The organism is Bacillus sp. UNC438CL73TsuS30 (assembly GCF_000482325.1).
Classification (GTDB): domain Bacteria; phylum Bacillota; class Bacilli; order Bacillales; family Cytobacillaceae; genus Neobacillus.
Genome location: NZ_AXVA01000013.1, coordinates 122438 through 138664 on the forward strand (window position 1 = coordinate 122438; position 16227 = coordinate 138664).

The window sequence follows — 16227 nt, forward strand, 5'->3', positions numbered from 1 at the left end:
CTCCTTATTTACAAAAAATATGTTTCCCAATTCTCTTAATTTGTGGTCGTGACCAAATCCACGGACTTGTTGCCGTTGCAGGATTAAAATAATACAAGGCTTCACCTGTTGGGTCCCAGCCATTAATTGCATCGATAACCGCTTTTTTCGATGTTTCATTCGGGGTTAGCCAGATCTGGCCGTCCGCTACAGCTGTAAAGGCCCCAGGTTCAAATATAACTCCTGAAACCGTATTAGGGAAATTCGCACTGTTCACTCGATTTAATATGACAGCGGCAACGGCAACCTGACCTGTAAAGGGTTCTCCCCGTGATTCGCCGTGAACAGCATTCGCCATCAACTGTATATCATTTTGAGAAAATCCATTTGGAGTATTCGATGCAGCTGGCTTTTTAGAATTATTTTTTTTGGCTGGTGTATTATTCTGAGCAACATTCGATCGATTATATTTAGTTGATTTGACCAATTTAGCCTTCGTTGATTCACCTGCAAGCCCATCAATAGGGAGCCCGAATTCATATTGATAATTCCTTAATGCCCAATATGTACTCCATCCAAAAACCCCATCAATCTTTCCATGGTAGAACCCGATATATTTAAGCCGTGATTGAAGCTCAATTACATCTTCGCCTACTGCTCCTTGCTGGATGACTTGGTTGCTAAAAGCTTTCGTTTTGTTCGGTTCCACCAACGAAAATATCATCATCAAAAAAGAGCTAAAAATGAGAATTTTCATTAGGATATTTTTCTTTTTCATGGAATTGTAACCCCCAGATGTAAATCTTTTTACAGTAACCCTATTTTTTGTTTTCATGGAAATTTTATTCATAAAATTGTTTGGCTACTTTTATGCAAAGGCTGTGTTAAACTTGGTTGTTGATTTCCGCTCCAGGATGCTCGCTTTCCGCGGGGCGGGCCGGTGAGCCTCCTCGGCGCTGAAAGCGCCTGTGGGGTCTCACCTGTCCCGCTGCTCCCGCAGGAGTCTCGCACCTTCCGCTCCAATCAACGCTGTTTAAAAATCAACATTGTTCTTTAACAAAGCCTATGCAAAAAAATCCCTTCATTAAGACTGAAGGGATTTTTCAACAGAGTATTTCTTTTTAAAATGATTTGCACTTAGTATTTTCGCCGTTTTAACCTTCCTTAATCCAAACCACCAAAGAAAAATCATAAAAGGGAAAATAATATAGATCCAGTTTTCTTGGGTTATTAGAATATAATCATAAACACCATGGAGAATAAAAGGTAAGAGCAATGAAAGAATAATCCATTTTATCTTCAATCCTTCTGTAAATTTCGCCTTTCCAATATAAAAACCCATAATAACACCAAAAAGGGCATGGCTTGAAACGGGGAGTAATGCCCTTGTTACAGCATGCTCAATTCCATTAGCAACTAAATAAAAAATATTTTCTACAGTGGCAAACCCTAAAGAAGCTGCAGCTCCATACACAATTCCATCAAATGGTTCGTCAAATTCAACATGTGAGTATATGGCATAAAAAAGAATAAACCACTTGAAGAATTCCTCCAATAGGCTTGAACTCAAGAAAGCATCAATCACTTCAGACTTTATGAGGTGTTCCGTTTCAAATACGTGCTGGATAAACATAATAGGGAAAACAAGAAGGGCTCCATACATAAAGGTTCTGAGAACAACAGAAATAGGTTCCGTTTCATATTCATCTTTTAAATAAAAATAACTTAATAAGGCTAACCCGGGAGCAATTCCCGCTGATAAAATTGCCAGCATCTAGGATCCTCTTTTCAATCCGTTTTTTATATCGTATCATGTAACGAACCTAAATGAAATGAAAGATTCTTCTAGTTAAATATAATTATTTGTTTTCTTTTTCCATGATGGATTTTGCAATGAGCCCCCCGTGGAAACGTCCATTTTCAATAAATATTTCATTTGCATTGTTACCCGCTGCAATGACCCCAGCGATAAAAATACCGCTTATGTTTGTTTCCATCGTATCTTGATCATAGCAAGGCCTCCCAGATTCCCGATCAATATCAATCCCCATCGTTTTTAGAAAATGATGGTCCGGATGGTAACCGGTCATAGCAAAAACAAAATCATTGTCTATTGTATGCTCTACCCCATCCTTTACATAGATCACTTCCTTTTCAGTAATTTCTTTTACATGTGCCCTAAATTCCATCGAAATCATTTCATTACGTACCAATGCTTCGAATTCAGGAAGGATCCAGGGTTTAATACTTGGAGAATATTCATTCCCTCTGTATAATACCGTAACTCTTGCCCCAGCCTTTTCAAGTTCAATCGCAGCGTCCACACTGGAATTTTTACCACCGATTATGCAAACATTTTTATCAAAATAGGGATGTGCTTCTTTAAAATAATGAAAAACCTTTGAAAGATCTTCACCAGGCACATTCATATAGTTAGGGTGATCGTAATACCCCGTTGCAATTATTACGTAAGGAGCCTCGTAGGTGCGTTTATCCGTCTTGACGACAAACCTTTCCCCCTGTTTCATTACATCCGTTACTTTTTCGTATGCATGAACACGTAATTTTTTTCTTTTTACAACCTCCCGGTAATAAACCAATGCTTGATTACGGCGGGGCTTATAATTTTCTGTTAAAAAAGGGACCTCACCAATTTCTAATTTTTCACTTGTACTAAAAAAAGTCTGATGTGTTGGATAATGATAAATAGCATTCACTACATTTCCCTTTTCAATGACCAGTGGATTTTTCCCTATTTCTTTTAAAGAGATGGCTGCAGCCAAGCCGCATGGTCCACCTCCAACAATAATTATATCTTCATTTTGCATCACAAATGCACTCCTTAATGAATTGTATAAGTTTATACATGTCTATTGATTTCCGCTCCAGGCGCGAGCGGTTCGCGGGCGGTCCGGGGAGCCTCCTCGGCGCTTAAGCGCCTGTGGGGTCTCCCCTGCCCCGTCCTCCCGCAGGACATTGAATTACATCCTTGAATCCGCCCACGCACGAAGAAAATGCGTTAGCATTTTCGAGGAGTCTTCGCGCCTTCCGCTCCAATCAACTAGATTTGAAATTCAACAATGATTTATAAATAAAAAAACTCCCACCACTATGATAGGAGTTTTTTTATAAGGTTTCAATGTTTTAACTTAAATCCAGCCTCTAAAACGGCTTGCCTCTGCCATTTTTCTTACGCCAACCATATAGGCTGCAAGGCGCATATCGACGCGACGTGTTTGTGCTGTATCATAAATACTGTTAAATGATTTTACCATAATTTTTTCAAGTTTTTCTTCTACTTCTTCTTCAGACCAGTAGTAACCTTGATTATTCTGTACCCACTCAAAGTAAGAAACTGTTACACCGCCGGCAGATGCCAATACGTCTGGTACAAGCAGGATACCGCGCTCTGTAAGGATTTCAGTTGCTTCAAGTGTTGTTGGGCCATTTGCTGCCTCAACAACAATCTTAGCACGAATATCGTGTGCATTATCCTTGGTAATTTGATTTTCAATTGCAGCAGGAACAAGAATATCACATTCAAGTTCAAGCAATTCTTTATTTGAAATCGTATTATTAAATAATTTAGTCACTGTTCCAAAGCTGTCACGGCGATCCAATAAATAGTCAATATCAAGTCCATTTGGATCGTAAAGTGCTCCATATGCATCTGAAATCCCTACTACTTTTGCACCCGCATCATGCATAAATTTAGACAAATAGCTTCCTGCATTACCAAAACCCTGAACGACAACCCTTGCACCCTCGATTTGGATACCTTTCTTTTTCGCAGCTTCGCGAATACAGATTGTTACACCCTTCGCTGTTGCAGAATCACGGCCGTGAGATCCTCCAAGAACAAGTGGTTTTCCTGTAATAAATCCAGGTGAGTTAAATTCATCAATTCGGCTATATTCATCCATCATCCAAGCCATAATTTGCGAATTCGTAAATACGTCTGGAGCAGGAATATCTTTAGTAGGTCCAACGATTTGACTGATAGCACGCACATAGCCACGGCTTAATCTTTCAAGCTCTCTAAAAGACATATCGCGAGGATCACAGACGATTCCGCCTTTACCGCCGCCATACGGAAGATCAACAATACCGCATTTCAAACTCATCCAAATTGAAAGGGCTTTCACTTCCGTCTCGGTTACACCAGGATGGAAACGAATGCCTCCCTTTGTAGGACCAACTGCATCATTATGTTGGGCACGATAACCAGTAAATATTTTTGTTGAACCATCGTCCATACGAACTGGAATTTTTACTGTCATCATGCGTAATGGTTCTTTTAATAGTTCATATACCTCTTCAGGATAACCTAATTTTTCAAGGGCCTTATGAATAACGGTTTGAGTAGATTTTAACACATTATTCGTTTCCTCTTGATTAGTCTTTTCAGTACCATTTTCGGCTACCATTTGTAAACCTCCTAAGAAATCTCTTATACGAATGTTGTCCGCTTTCAGACACAAGTATACACTTTTAAATGATTAATGCAAGTAGAAAAATTCACTTTTATACTTTCTTTGATAAATTTTGTGGAAACGCTGTCAGGCTTTTTTATAAGGGGATTTTTTGAACCTAATATAACCAATTAATTCATAATTTGGACAGAAAGAAGCGGTGGCCCCCTCCTAAACAGGTTAAAAACCTATTTAAAAAAATGGAGGATGGTTTCCACCGCTTTTTTTTCAATTATTTTTTTGCCATATTCCTCAAGCATGTATGGACTAAGTATAGAAGGCTCCCCGTATTCAGATAGCAGAGATGCCGCTCGTTCATTTGTTATCGCATCCAATTTATTGATAAGTAAATAATAACGGTCATTCATAGAGTACAAGGTACCAGCCAAAATATTAATTAAACTAAGCCTTTTCGAAAGATTTATGATATCTTCAAAACTTGCAAACTCATACAAAAGATCTTCAGAACCTTCAACCCTAACCTGCATTTCAATAAAGCCATCGAATAAGGATTCCTCATCTTCAGCCGTTTCATCGACGGTAATAATCATAATCATTCCCTGAGCCTGTAAAGAAAAAATTTCCACTGCAACTGAACCCTGTATCTCAACATCAAATTCCTCACTTGCCTCTTCCAGCATATCATGAAAGAGCTGATGCCATTTTATCGAGTCCTTCCAAATATCTTCCTTGGAGAGGCCTCTTTCAAATAAATCATCAGAGGTTAAGAAAATTTTAATTTTATTGGCTGTTAAGCGTTCTAAGCGCATTCTTTTGCCCCCTGCCGTGACCTAACTCTTGTGTTTAGTGTATGTCATCGCCGTTTAATGGTGAATTGTCTACCTCACCAATCGCTTAGATTCCATTTTTCAGTGTAATTAAATGGCTTTCTGCAGGTGCCCCCAGCCTTAAGGGAACAGTTGTTGTCCCGTAACCGTTACTGATCAGGAGCGTGGTATTCTCTAACCTTTTCAATTGCCCTTTTTTGAATGGACTATATCCAAGAATATGAATTTGCCCTCCATGTGTGTGTCCGCTTAACACCAGCCTAATTTCATGTTGGTCTTTAATTTTATCCGTTATATTTGGATAATGACTGGCAAGAATTTTAAAGCTATTTGGATCCGCATCCATAAGCGCGAAATCGAGCCGGTCCCGATCTTGACTTAAATCATCAACACCTAATAAACATAATTTATCGCCTTCCCCTGATTCAAAAGTTACAGCTGTATTATCAAGAACCTTAACCCCAAAATCCAAGAAGATCGCATCTAACTCATGATAATCCACTTCATAATCATTATTTCCCCAAACAAAATAAACAGGTCCAAGACTTTTTAACTTTTTAAGATTTTCCTTTACTTTTGAAAAAGGTACACCTTTTTCTGTTAAATCCCCTCCGATAATGACGATATCAGTTCTACCTTTTACTGCATGAATAATTTTGTCCGAAATACTTCGCCGGTGTATATCGGAGATAAAGAATAGAGAAACCTTACCAAATGATTTTGGAAAATCACTAAATTCAATTTCATCTTCCCTTACTTGATTTAAAAATGCTTCTCTAATCATATATAACAAAAGGCAAATACCTACTAATAAAACAATGATGATTATAACCATTTTCAAAGTTTCCCCTTTACACGTTCTAACGTTCTACGGAAATCATACCATAAAGAAAACTTAAACTAAAAAAGAGAAGGGTCAATTCAGGTCCAATATAAAAATGCACAGAAAAGATCAGTAGTAAGCCTGATAATGCAGCAAGTACTTCCCATCCCCGGCGTTTTTGCTCTTGAAGATGTTTTTTCTTTAAAATAGTTTCACGTATGTATCGAGCATTCACAACGAGCCCAATAAAAAATGCAATCGATCCCGCAAAAAACTCTAATGGCTTAACGATAAATCGAATAAGGAAATCAGTTAAAATAAAGGGGTGGTTGATTGGAATCCATTTATTTATAAGGTATCCACATAAAAAGACTATGCAAAGTTTCCAAATATTCGCTGCCAAAAAAATCCCTCCCATACCAATGTATGAGAGGGAAATAATTTCTTTCCTAAGACCATATTATTCATCTTCTTGAATATTTAAAATTCTAAAACCATGCTCTTCCAGTTTCTTTGTAAACTTATCTATATTATCCTTCTTTTCAACCTTCATTACTATTCTACGAACAAGTTTATCGGTTTCATCAAATGTAACCAGAGAGATAATGTGCTCGTGGAAATGATGGGCAATTTCCGAAAGGCGGGCGATTCGGCCCTCCGTTTCAACCGAAGTAAAGGCTATTCGGACACCTGGGCGATGTACGCCAAATGCACTTTCAAATGCACTTAACACATCTGAACGTGTTACGACACCAAGAAAGTTACCACTTGAATCTACAACTGCCAGCAGTGGAAAATCTTTAAGTTCCAGAAGTGTCTTTTCAAATACTTCCCCACCTTCTAAAAAATCATCATGGTGTGTTGCAACTTCATTTACGGTTGTGGTAGATAGAAAGTCATCACGCTGTCGATTGGATTTAAAAAAGTTTTCGTATATCCCATATCGAGTGACAACACCTACATACTTTGCTCCATTGAGTACCGGTAAACCATCAATTTGGTGTTCTTCTAATTGTGTCAATGCTTGTTTCAATGTTTGATTATGTTGAACTGTAAAACACTCGTGCTTAGGTATCATCATGTTTTTTACGAACAATTCCATCACCTCTAGACTTTTAATCCTACATCCTTATTATAGTTCAACAATCCCGTCCAAAACCCCACTTTGTTGTTAAAGTTTAGTGTCATGTTTCCCAATTAACATCATATATTTATCTATGATGTTAAAACAAGGAGGTTTAATATGAATACTCATAACAAAACCTATCATCCTTATGCAAGCCCGTTCGACCCTTGTAAGCCGATTACAGTAAAAACTTATTCGACCCCTCCCCATTTATATATGGGATTTCAACCGCCAAATTTACCACAATTTTCACCCATGGAGGCCCTTAGGGCAGGGACATTATGGAAAGATTTTTATGACCCATACTATAACTCTTATGAAAAATCTAAAGGAGGCTTACCTTCATGAAACAGGTTCCTCCTGAATACTATCAATTGATGGAGCAGCTGCAAGCAGTGGATTTTGTTTTAGTAGAGCTCACACTTTACCTTGATACACACAATGACGATCTCGAGGCCATTAACCAATTTAATCACTATGCAAAAGAAAGGAAGCGTTTGAAAAAAGCCTTCGAAAGCCAGTTTGGCCCACTATTGCAATTTGGCAACAGCTACTCCAGTCACCCTTGGAATTGGGATGATACACCTTGGCCTTGGCAGGTTTAGAACAGATAAAGAGAGGGTGATTACATGTGGATTTATGAGAAAAAATTACAATACCCCGTAAGAGTAAGTACCTGTAATCCAACATTAGCAAAGTACTTAATTGAACAATACGGAGGCGCTGATGGGGAATTAGCTGCTGCCTTAAGATACTTAAATCAACGGTATACCATTCCCGATAAAGTAATTGGCCTCCTAACGGATATTGGAACAGAGGAATTTGCCCATCTTGAAATGATTGCCACAATGGTGTATAAATTAACAAAAGATGCCACACCTGAACAATTAAAAGCAGCCGGGCTCGGTGCTCATTATGCGGATCACGACGGGGCATTATTCTACCATAATGCTGCAGGGATACCTTTTACCACTCAATATATCCAAGCAAAAGGAGATCCTATTGCAGATTTGTATGAAGACATTGCTGCAGAAGAAAAAGCCCGAGCTACCTATCAATGGTTAATTAATTTAAGTGATGATCCGGATATTAACGACAGTCTTCGTTTTCTGCGTGAACGGGAAATTGTGCACTCCCAGCGTTTCCGAGAAGCAGTAGAAATCCTTAAAGAAGAACGTGACCGTAAGAAGATTTTCTAATCTAGTAGAAGCAGCCAATAGGCTGCTTCTTATTTTTTCGCATGATAGAGATTAATGTCATAGGTTTTTTTTATGATTTCAAAATCAACATGGCGATTTTTCCATTGTTCTTCCTTTTTCCATAAATCCTTACTTCTATCTACAATTTCACATCGTAAATCATGATATTCTTTCTCGAACTTGTCTTTTTTTTGCTTTAATACATTCATCCACCCATACATTAAGATGGTCATGGCTAATAAAATTAAATTTTTTAAATCGCTCACTGAAACAGAAAACATGGCAAAAAAGGAATAAGAATATTGTTTTCCTATCGTAATATAGAAGTAATACAGATATATAAATGACACGACAAGGGTTGCCATGATCCAATAATTATGCAGTTTTTTTGCATCGTCAAACTTTTTCTTTCTTTTTCGGACATTTTCTAGAATATGTTTCGTGGTTTCATCCGTATATTGTAATTTAAGGATTGGAGTATCCATTCATCCCCCTCCATTTCTCCTTATAACGATATGAACTTGTCCGGTGAATTATGTTTAAAATATTAAAAAACCGATCACTTTTTGTCTGATCGGTTAGTTATTTAAGGGGATTTTTAGAACCTGTCCCGTATAAATTTGATTATTCTGAAGATGATTTGCATCTCGAATGATGTTAATCCCGGACTTAGAATGATAATAGTTCATCGCAATTCTAAATAATGTTTCCTTTGGTTGAACGGTATGATAAACTAATTTACGTTTCTCAGCTGGAGCAGCCGTTTTAAGCAGATCGGTTTTACTTTTTTCCATTTCATTTTGCCCAGTTTGACGCTTGACTGTTTTGTTCTGTTCAGGTTTTTTGGGCTCTTCACTTTTTTCCGGCAGCTGGCTGGATGCTGGTTCCGTTTTATTATCATCACTTTTAGCATTTAAGTCACTGCTATCTTGTTTTACTTCCTTCTTTTCAGACTCAGAAATGTCCGAGCCAGCCTCTTTATCTTGCTGTGACGTTTCCAGTTTGATGGATTCATACCCTGATTGATTCCCTGAGACTTTCTCTGCTCCGGTTATCTTTTTTCCATGATAGTAAGAGATGATGCTGAAACAGGTGATTGGCAGAAGGATAAACAATAAAACCAATAGACGGATGATCGGATATTTTAATTTCACCTTGGTTTTTTTCGGTTTTTGACGGTGAAGCTGGCCTCTTGGAGGTAACCGTTCACCATTTTCCGGCTTTTCATTTATTTTTTCAATTCGGCGTTTTAATCGCTCAGCCTGATCTCTATATGGTTCCTCTGGATTCATGGTGCGTCCCCTTCCCATTCGTCATACTTCTTTTGTCTAATTTTTATATACATCCCCAATAAAAAATCGATTACGAAATGCATCACAATTGTAACCGCAAAATTATTTGTCCACTCATATATAAATCCAATAAAAAAGCTTAACAATACTATATTAAAAAACAAATACCAATTAAATAGATACCGATAGTGAATCACGGCAAAAATAACACTTGCAAAAATCAATCCAATCTTTGTTTGAATGATCCCTCTGAATAATAATTCCTCACTAAAAGCCACAAGTGCGGCAATCCAGATAATCTGAAGTATATTTTTATTTTTAAATATACGCTCATTGAGCCCGCCATCGTCATAAAAAGAAGATGGCAGCCATTTCATTAAGGTAATATCTACGATTACAACCAGGATTCCGGCAGGCAGGCCAATATTTACAATCCTAATATCATTCAGGCGGAAATAGCGTAAAAAAGAAAAATGATCAAATAATAAAATACCTAAAATAATAGAAATGGTTATTAGAATAATTTGAGTCATATACAGATGGAATAATAATTCTCGATCTGTTAACCCCCTGATTAAATCATTATACTTATTTTTCATTCACTCATCTCACTATTGATTAAAATTTTCTCAAGATATTCTTTCCATTTCTTTTGGTTTTCGTCCTTAGAATCCTTTTTATCAAAAGATTGATAATTAAAAAGGTCCATCCCACAACAATCACAACAAGGCTTTACCTTGTTTGGAATCGATGTCTCCTCAAAATAGTTTAAAATAAATTCCCTTCTGCAGGTGTCGGTTTCCACCCATTTTTTCATTAAGTAAATATTACTTTTTTTAATTGAACGTCTTTCCATTACATAATCCGAGATGATTTCCTTTAATTCTTCCGGTCCTGTTACTTCCTTGTATTGCTTAATGAAGTTTTGAATAATTCGCCACTGAATTTCTGAAAATCCACCCTTTTCGATAAATTGATGACTCTTATCGGAAAGTTCCTGATAAGTACTAAAATCTTGTCTTATTCTTGTGAACAGCCAGTCCAGCTGCTGTTCTGAAGGAAGTTCACCTTCTGCGAGCTGCAACGGAAGCTGTTCATCCCAAGGGGAATATAAAAATATCGCAACACTTGGTAAACCGTCTCTCCCTGCCCTGCCGATTTCCTGCAGGTACGACTCAAGCTGCATGGGCATATGAAAGTGTATAATAAACCGAATATTTTCCTTATTTACGCCCATTCCAAATGCACTCGTAGCACAGATGACATCTAATTGACCGTAAATAAATTGCTGTTGTATTAATATTCTCTGCTCGTGATCCAGTCCACCGTGGTAAGCCATCACTTTTGATACACCATTCTCCATCAAATATGACACCATTTTTTCTGCAGCTTTTTTACTTGAAAAATAAATGATTCCTGGTGTTTGCAGTTTTAAAACGAGCTCTAACACCCGCCGTTGTTTTTCGGGGATATCTGCTAGTTTTTCTACATAATAGGCAATATTTGGGCGGTCAACGGTGGACTCAATTATTTCAACCTCTTGAAGATTCAGGGATTGGACGATATCTTCCTTGACCTTCCTAGTAGCAGTAGCAGTGAGGGCAAGCGTAAGGGGATTTCCTAATCTCTTACGAATATAACCTATTCTTGAGTAATCAGGTCGAAAATCATAGCCCCATTGGGAAATACAATGTGCCTCATCAATAACGAACAGCGAAATCGAAAGTTCTTGAAGTTTACGAATCATAAAATCAATACCGAGCATCTCCGGTGAAATAAAAATATACTTGTATTTTCTTAGGTTTTGGAGAACATTTTTTCTCTCTTCAGAGGAAAGAAAGGAATTTAAGGCTACCACACGTTTTTCACCCATCTGCATTAACTGTTCAACCTGATCCTGCATAAGCGATAAAAGTGGCGATATAATAATAATTTGTCCGTTTAGGGCATATCCTGGGAACTGGTAGCAAAGAGATTTTCCCGTACCAGTAGGAAGAATAGCTAAAGTATCGTTGCCGGCTAAAATCGATGAAATAACTTCCTTTTGTCCCTTTTTAAAAGTATCAAACCCAAAATGCTTTTTTAATAATGTTTCTAATTCCATTGCAATTCACCATACTTTGCCAACACAAGGCGAATTTGAAAATAACTTGCCTGCGTCAAACTATTCCTGATTATTTTCAACTGCCTTGTGTGTAATTGAAAAGCAAGATTCATGATTTTATGCTGCAATTCTTTATCCACATATCCTTCGATTGAAAAATCATCTATATTTAAGGCAAATTCCACAAGATGATCTTCAATTGTACTTTGTTTTAAATGGCGCAGGTGTACAATTTCATCGATGCTATACCCTTTTTTCAACAAGTCCCAAGTTTTTCGTGCAGAGATTGTTAATGAATCATTTTTCCTAAGTCCATGAAAAATGGATGATAAAAGTGGATAACGTTCAAAATCGGCCTCTATCGTTTGGATTAAATAATGAATGATATTGATAAATTCAATATGATACTCTAGGTTTTCCATCTTTAACATTTTTGCGTTTTGTCCCTCTGTTAAACCAATTTGCCGATAACCAGTTAATCGATATATCAGTACATCCGGATTAATGTCCGGTGTTGTATCAAAGACATCGGTAAATTCTAAAAAAAGCAATCTTCCTAAGTTATCTCGAGAATGTTTGAACTTTCTTACAATATCTTTCAGCCATAAATGAGTATCTTTGTTTTTTTGTATAGGAATATACCGGCTTTCTTGATGAACTAAATTGGAAATAACCTGAACAAGTAAAGAAAGTCTTTCCCAAAAAGGATTAACAAAATGTTGATATTCCCAGCCTTTCAAATAGCGAGGCAAGGGATGATTTTTCAAATGAAGTTCACCTGTGGATGTTAGTAAAAATTGATGGTCACCGCTTGAATTAATCCATCCTGTTTCAAGAAGCCTTTGAATGATGCTATCAAAGGATTCTCTTGGGAAAGGTTCAATAATCCGAAAAAATTTTTTAAGTGAATATAGGTGTGCATCTTGTATAGTTTGTGACGATTTTTTTCCATTTAGCAGATGGTAAATGGAATAAATCGTCCGTTCCCCATTTAATTGCTTTAGGCAATAAAGAATAATGTTTTCTAAGGATTGCATCCGGCTCCACCACTTTTTTGAATTCATCGACAATTTTAGTCATTTTTCTTTTATATTCTACCATGAAATGAACAAACTGGTTTCATGAAAATGTTGAAGAATATTGGGCATGCTAAAACAGCCATTGATTTGTAACCATTTTTCTATTGAAAAGTTACACATACAGTTTTACAATAGGTAAGAGAAATGCTTTTCCATTTATAGTGGAAAAGAGTAATATTAATTTTTGTTATTTTTTGGGAGGTTTTTTTTCATGGCGAAGTACACAATTGTTGACAAAGAGACTTGCATTGCTTGTGGTGCTTGCGGAGCAGCTGCACCAGACATTTATGATTATGATGATGAAGGCATTGCATTTGTAACTCTTGACGATAACGAAGGGATTGTTGAAATTCCGGACGTTTTAATCGATGACATGATGGATGCATTTGAAGGCTGTCCAACTGATTCAATCAAGGTTGCTGAAGAGCCATTTGATGGTAATCCAACTAAATTTGAATAAACCAGTTAACATTGGTTAAGCTACTAATCCTCTCTGGAACAGAGAGGGGTTTATGAATAAAAAAAACCCGCAGGTTTGCGGGTTTTTTTTATTCAGGAACAATCAATATTTGTTTTGGTTTAATTAAATCTGATTTAAGCTGATTCAGATTTTTAATTTTTTCAATGGAAAGGTTTCTTTTCTTGGCAATCGAGGTCAGGGTGTCACCTTTCTTGACAATATATTGATTTGCATTTATCCGGGATTCACGCAGGTAATTCGAGCTTGCGGCTACGATACTGTCCCGACTGCTTGCGATCCCCCCTTGTACGGTTTCCCCTACCTCAGCCTTCCCTAATAGCCTTTCAGGGTCAAAGGCATTTTTTTTATCATAGGTCCAGGCTGATTCATGTGTTTCAAAATGAAGGTGAACACCAGTGGCCTGCCCCGTTCTACCCATTTTCCCAAGCATTTTTCCTTGTTTGACAGCTTGTCCTTCTGTTACAAAACGCTGTAATAAATGAGCATAAACGGTAACAAATTGATTTGGGTGTTTAATAAAAACTACATTTCCATATGTATTAGAGTAGTAGGATCTTACCACTACTCCATCGTCAACAGCTAAAACAGGAGAATTTAATTTTCCTGCTATATCAATCCCTTTATGTTTCCCAAATCTCGTTCCATATGTATCAGAAATAACACCATCTGCAGGCCAAATCCAATCAATTTTTACTTCGTTTGCCTTTCGCATACTAGCTTCAGTATGCCTTCCCCCTAAAAATAACAAACTGACACAAACCGCTAAAATAGCTGCAATCAAAAACCTTTTAACATAATCCAACATTACTAACTTTCCTCCTTAAATCTGTTCCTCTCCAACACACCATATGTTATTTAGATTCCATTTAGAACCTCCTTGGGAGAGGAATGGTAAAGCATACTTGTTATAATTTGGATTGGTTTATCTTTTTATACATTTAAAAAGATCAACCTATTGGGTTGATCTTTCATACATTAAGGGGTAGATCGGAGATTGGGTGCCAAGGGCACTTTAATTTCTTTTGTTAAATCAAAGTTGCCTACTCGTTTTAATGGCACATTAAGTATGAAAACGGATTTTATTCCAAACTCTTTTGCCGTTAATAATAAAGCCTCAATCGAATAAATCGTATTCTGTGAATCCTCCAGGATTGATTTTTCTTTTAGTGTTAGAAAAAGGGTATTCTTTCTAATTAGCATCTTTTTAAATTTTATTGCAGGTAAAATAGAAGCCTTTAATCCCCCTTCTGATTGATCCTTTTTCATTGCCACAAAGGCCGCTTTTAAGGTATTATATTTGGCTTGTGACGGAACTAAAAAAGGTTTATCCTGATTTCTAGGAACATAAAGGAAAAAAGCCCTTTGCCTTTCATTTTCAGCATTAAGCTCTTCCAAATGACCATAATTCCCTAATTCAATGCCAGGTTGACGATTGGTTGAAAACCTTATTCTTTTTACAAGACTGTTCGTGGAAATATCCTTTTTTATTGCGTTTACAAAAATAGTTTCATTTGCCCCTTGGCCATATGGATGGTCTTTCGGAACGTCTACATTCACACTATCGCCCTTTTCATTTAAGGATAGCGTGGCATTCATAGGGTAAAAATCACTTAACCCCCATTTTTCCTCTTTTAACTGAACCATATATTCATTGAATAGGCTAATCCATGATTGATTATTCTTTCGATTCACGATTGTGGAAACAGGAATCAAAATCTGACCTTGATGGTCTGGTATCCAATAGGTTAAAACCTTTTTATTTCCAACATCACCCTCGTATGCAGCCGTATTCAGATTCATCCCTCTCATAAGTCCATACTTTTCTGTCCCTGTTGAATCCAATGCTTTAGAAGAAGATTCGCCTTTTTTCATCTCAATTGGTTTTTCTTGTTTATCTGATAAAAGTTCCATTTTTTTGCTAGACTTTTCATCTGCTTGATCCATAGAAATCTGATTACTAACAAGGATTTTTGGGATTAAAATTAGGATGAGAAGTACTGCTGCAGCTGAAGCTATCGCGGGTAAAACCCAAGCTGGTTTCTTCCGACTTTTTAAAGAAAGGTTCTGGTAAATGTCACGAGGATTGCGATGATCTTTAATTTTAGGCATTTGCCGTAGTAGTTCTTCGAGCTGCTTATCGCTCCACTCTGACTTTTTCACTTTTTAATCCCTCCTTTTCAGAAAGTATATCCATTTGTTTCTTTAATATCTTTAAGGAACGGTGCTGGGTAGTTTTGACCTTGCTTTCCGTCCAGCCTAGTGTTTCCGCGGTCTCTGCAATTGATAAATCGTGGATATAGCGAAGAATAATAACAGCTCTTTGATCTACAGTGCAGTATTCCAAACATTTGTATACACTCATAATTTCTTCTTTTTGAACCGTTATTTCCTCCGGAATAGGGTATTCGTCCCTCACTTGGCTGGTGGACCAATCAAACTTTTCTAATAAACGGTCCTTCCAACCTTTTTGCTTACGGAAAAAGTCGATGGCAACATTTCTGGCAATTGAATATAGCCATGTCTTTTCACTGCTTTTCCCCTCAAAATGGCTATAAGATTTATATACGCGAATATAGACCTCTTGGACAAGATCCTCGGCATGTTCTTTATTTCTAACCATATAAAATAGAAATTGAAATACGTCATGATGATATTTATGATATAACTCATCGAAAACGGAGTCCATCTATTCCCCTCCCCGTTCAAAAGATTAGTCGACATTTATGTATAAAAAGTTTCATTATTAAATATAGACTTTTTCCCGTAATAATGGAAGGAATTTCGTAGTGGTTAATGCCTATTACAATTCTGTTAAAATAATTTTTCGAAACAAAAAACCCATCCATTTTTGATTGGATGAGTTGAAATGTTTCTTGTGTATCAA

19 protein-coding genes and 1 pseudogene are annotated in these 16227 nt (G+C 37.0%); 4 read left to right on the forward strand and 16 right to left on the reverse strand.

What is annotated here, in order from left to right; genetic code table 11:
* Positions 1-4: 4 nt before the first annotated feature.
* The 8 genes and pseudogenes from sleB to M028_RS0107275 form a co-directional block, all read right to left on the reverse strand.
* Positions 5-670, reverse strand: a pseudogene (sleB, locus tag M028_RS0107240) (spore cortex-lytic enzyme); the annotation flags it as partial.
* 393 nt (positions 671-1063) lie between these two features.
* Positions 1064-1753, reverse strand: coding sequence for a glutamic-type intramembrane protease PrsW (gene prsW, locus M028_RS0107245; RefSeq protein WP_026573312.1), 690 nt, complete (start codon positions 1751-1753; stop codon positions 1064-1066).
* 85 nt (positions 1754-1838) lie between these two features.
* Entirely contained in the window at positions 1839-2807 is a 969-nt protein-coding gene (locus M028_RS0107250) for a YpdA family putative bacillithiol disulfide reductase (protein WP_026573313.1), read from the reverse strand.
* Positions 2808-3128: 321 nt separating this feature from the next.
* On the reverse strand, positions 3129-4406 hold the full coding sequence (locus M028_RS0107255; protein ID WP_026573314.1) for a Glu/Leu/Phe/Val family dehydrogenase: 1278 nt from the start codon (positions 4404-4406) through the stop codon (positions 3129-3131).
* A gap of 233 nt (positions 4407-4639) precedes the next feature.
* Positions 4640-5221 carry a genetic competence negative regulator gene (locus tag M028_RS0107260; protein ID WP_026573315.1) on the reverse strand — a complete coding sequence of 194 codons (582 nt, stop codon included), beginning with the start codon at positions 5219-5221 and terminating at the stop codon, positions 4640-4642.
* An 85-nt stretch (positions 5222-5306) separates the two neighbouring features.
* Positions 5307-6074 carry a metallophosphoesterase gene (locus tag M028_RS0107265; RefSeq protein ID WP_026573316.1) on the reverse strand — a complete coding sequence of 256 codons (768 nt, stop codon included), beginning with the start codon at positions 6072-6074 and terminating at the stop codon, positions 5307-5309.
* 25 nt (positions 6075-6099) lie between these two features.
* Positions 6100-6465, reverse strand: a complete 366-nt coding sequence (locus M028_RS0107270; RefSeq protein WP_026573317.1) for a hypothetical protein — start codon at positions 6463-6465, stop codon at positions 6100-6102.
* Positions 6466-6522: 57 nt separating this feature from the next.
* Positions 6523-7158 (reverse strand): CBS domain-containing protein, encoded by a 636-nt coding sequence (locus M028_RS0107275; protein ID WP_026573318.1) that lies wholly within the window; start codon positions 7156-7158, stop codon positions 6523-6525.
* Between the two features lie 147 nt (positions 7159-7305).
* Here M028_RS0107275 and M028_RS0107280 point away from each other — a divergent pair, with 147 nt between their 5' ends.
* Genes M028_RS0107280 through cotJC form a run of 3 tightly spaced genes read left to right on the forward strand, consistent with a single transcriptional unit; the run spans position 7306 to position 8387 of the window.
* Entirely contained in the window at positions 7306-7536 is a 231-nt protein-coding gene (locus M028_RS0107280; protein WP_026573319.1) for a spore coat associated protein CotJA, read from the forward strand.
* Positions 7533-7793: a spore coat protein CotJB gene (locus M028_RS0107285; protein WP_026573320.1), complete on the forward strand. Its 261-nt coding sequence runs from the start codon at positions 7533-7535 to the stop codon at positions 7791-7793. Before M028_RS0107280 ends, M028_RS0107285 begins: the two co-directional genes overlap by 4 nt.
* Before the next feature lie 24 nt (positions 7794-7817).
* A complete protein-coding gene (gene cotJC, locus M028_RS0107290; RefSeq protein WP_026573321.1) occupies positions 7818-8387 on the forward strand; it encodes a spore coat protein CotJC in 570 nt (189 codons plus the stop codon).
* 29 nt (positions 8388-8416) lie between these two features.
* On the opposite strand, the gene M028_RS0107295 is transcribed toward cotJC, so the two are convergent.
* The 5 genes from M028_RS0107295 to M028_RS0107315 form a co-directional block, all read right to left on the reverse strand.
* Complete coding sequence (locus tag M028_RS0107295; RefSeq protein ID WP_026573322.1) at positions 8417-8872, reverse strand: YpbF family protein; 456 nt, start codon at positions 8870-8872, stop codon at positions 8417-8419.
* Between the two features lie 93 nt (positions 8873-8965).
* Positions 8966-9679: a LysM peptidoglycan-binding domain-containing protein gene (locus M028_RS0107300; protein ID WP_026573323.1), complete on the reverse strand. Its 714-nt coding sequence runs from the start codon at positions 9677-9679 to the stop codon at positions 8966-8968.
* On the reverse strand, positions 9676-10278 hold the full coding sequence (locus tag M028_RS0107305; protein ID WP_026573324.1) for a CPBP family intramembrane glutamic endopeptidase: 603 nt from the start codon (positions 10276-10278) through the stop codon (positions 9676-9678). The genes M028_RS0107300 and M028_RS0107305 overlap by 4 nt, the downstream gene beginning before the upstream one ends.
* Positions 10275-11783 carry a RecQ family ATP-dependent DNA helicase gene (locus tag M028_RS0107310; RefSeq protein ID WP_026573325.1) on the reverse strand — a complete coding sequence of 503 codons (1509 nt, stop codon included), beginning with the start codon at positions 11781-11783 and terminating at the stop codon, positions 10275-10277. The genes M028_RS0107305 and M028_RS0107310 overlap by 4 nt, the downstream gene beginning before the upstream one ends.
* Positions 11774-12820 (reverse strand): helix-turn-helix domain-containing protein, encoded by a 1047-nt coding sequence (locus tag M028_RS0107315; protein ID WP_026573326.1) that lies wholly within the window; start codon positions 12818-12820, stop codon positions 11774-11776. Before M028_RS0107315 ends, M028_RS0107310 begins: the two co-directional genes overlap by 10 nt.
* A gap of 253 nt (positions 12821-13073) precedes the next feature.
* On the opposite strand from M028_RS0107315, the gene M028_RS0107320 reads away from it, so the two are divergent.
* Positions 13074-13322: a ferredoxin gene (locus M028_RS0107320; RefSeq protein WP_026573327.1), complete on the forward strand. Its 249-nt coding sequence runs from the start codon at positions 13074-13076 to the stop codon at positions 13320-13322.
* Between the two features lie 88 nt (positions 13323-13410).
* Here M028_RS0107320 and M028_RS0107325 read toward each other — a convergent pair whose 3' ends face one another.
* The 3 genes from M028_RS0107325 to sigX form a co-directional block, all read right to left on the reverse strand.
* Positions 13411-14148, reverse strand: a complete 738-nt coding sequence (locus M028_RS0107325; protein ID WP_035423898.1) for a peptidoglycan DD-metalloendopeptidase family protein — start codon at positions 14146-14148, stop codon at positions 13411-13413.
* A 170-nt stretch (positions 14149-14318) separates the two neighbouring features.
* Positions 14319-15503 (reverse strand): hypothetical protein, encoded by a 1185-nt coding sequence (locus M028_RS0107330; RefSeq protein WP_026573329.1) that lies wholly within the window; start codon positions 15501-15503, stop codon positions 14319-14321.
* Positions 15478-16029 carry an RNA polymerase sigma factor SigX gene (gene sigX / locus M028_RS0107335; RefSeq protein WP_026573330.1) on the reverse strand — a complete coding sequence of 184 codons (552 nt, stop codon included), beginning with the start codon at positions 16027-16029 and terminating at the stop codon, positions 15478-15480. Before sigX ends, M028_RS0107330 begins: the two co-directional genes overlap by 26 nt.
* Between the last annotated feature and the right edge of the window lie 198 nt (positions 16030-16227).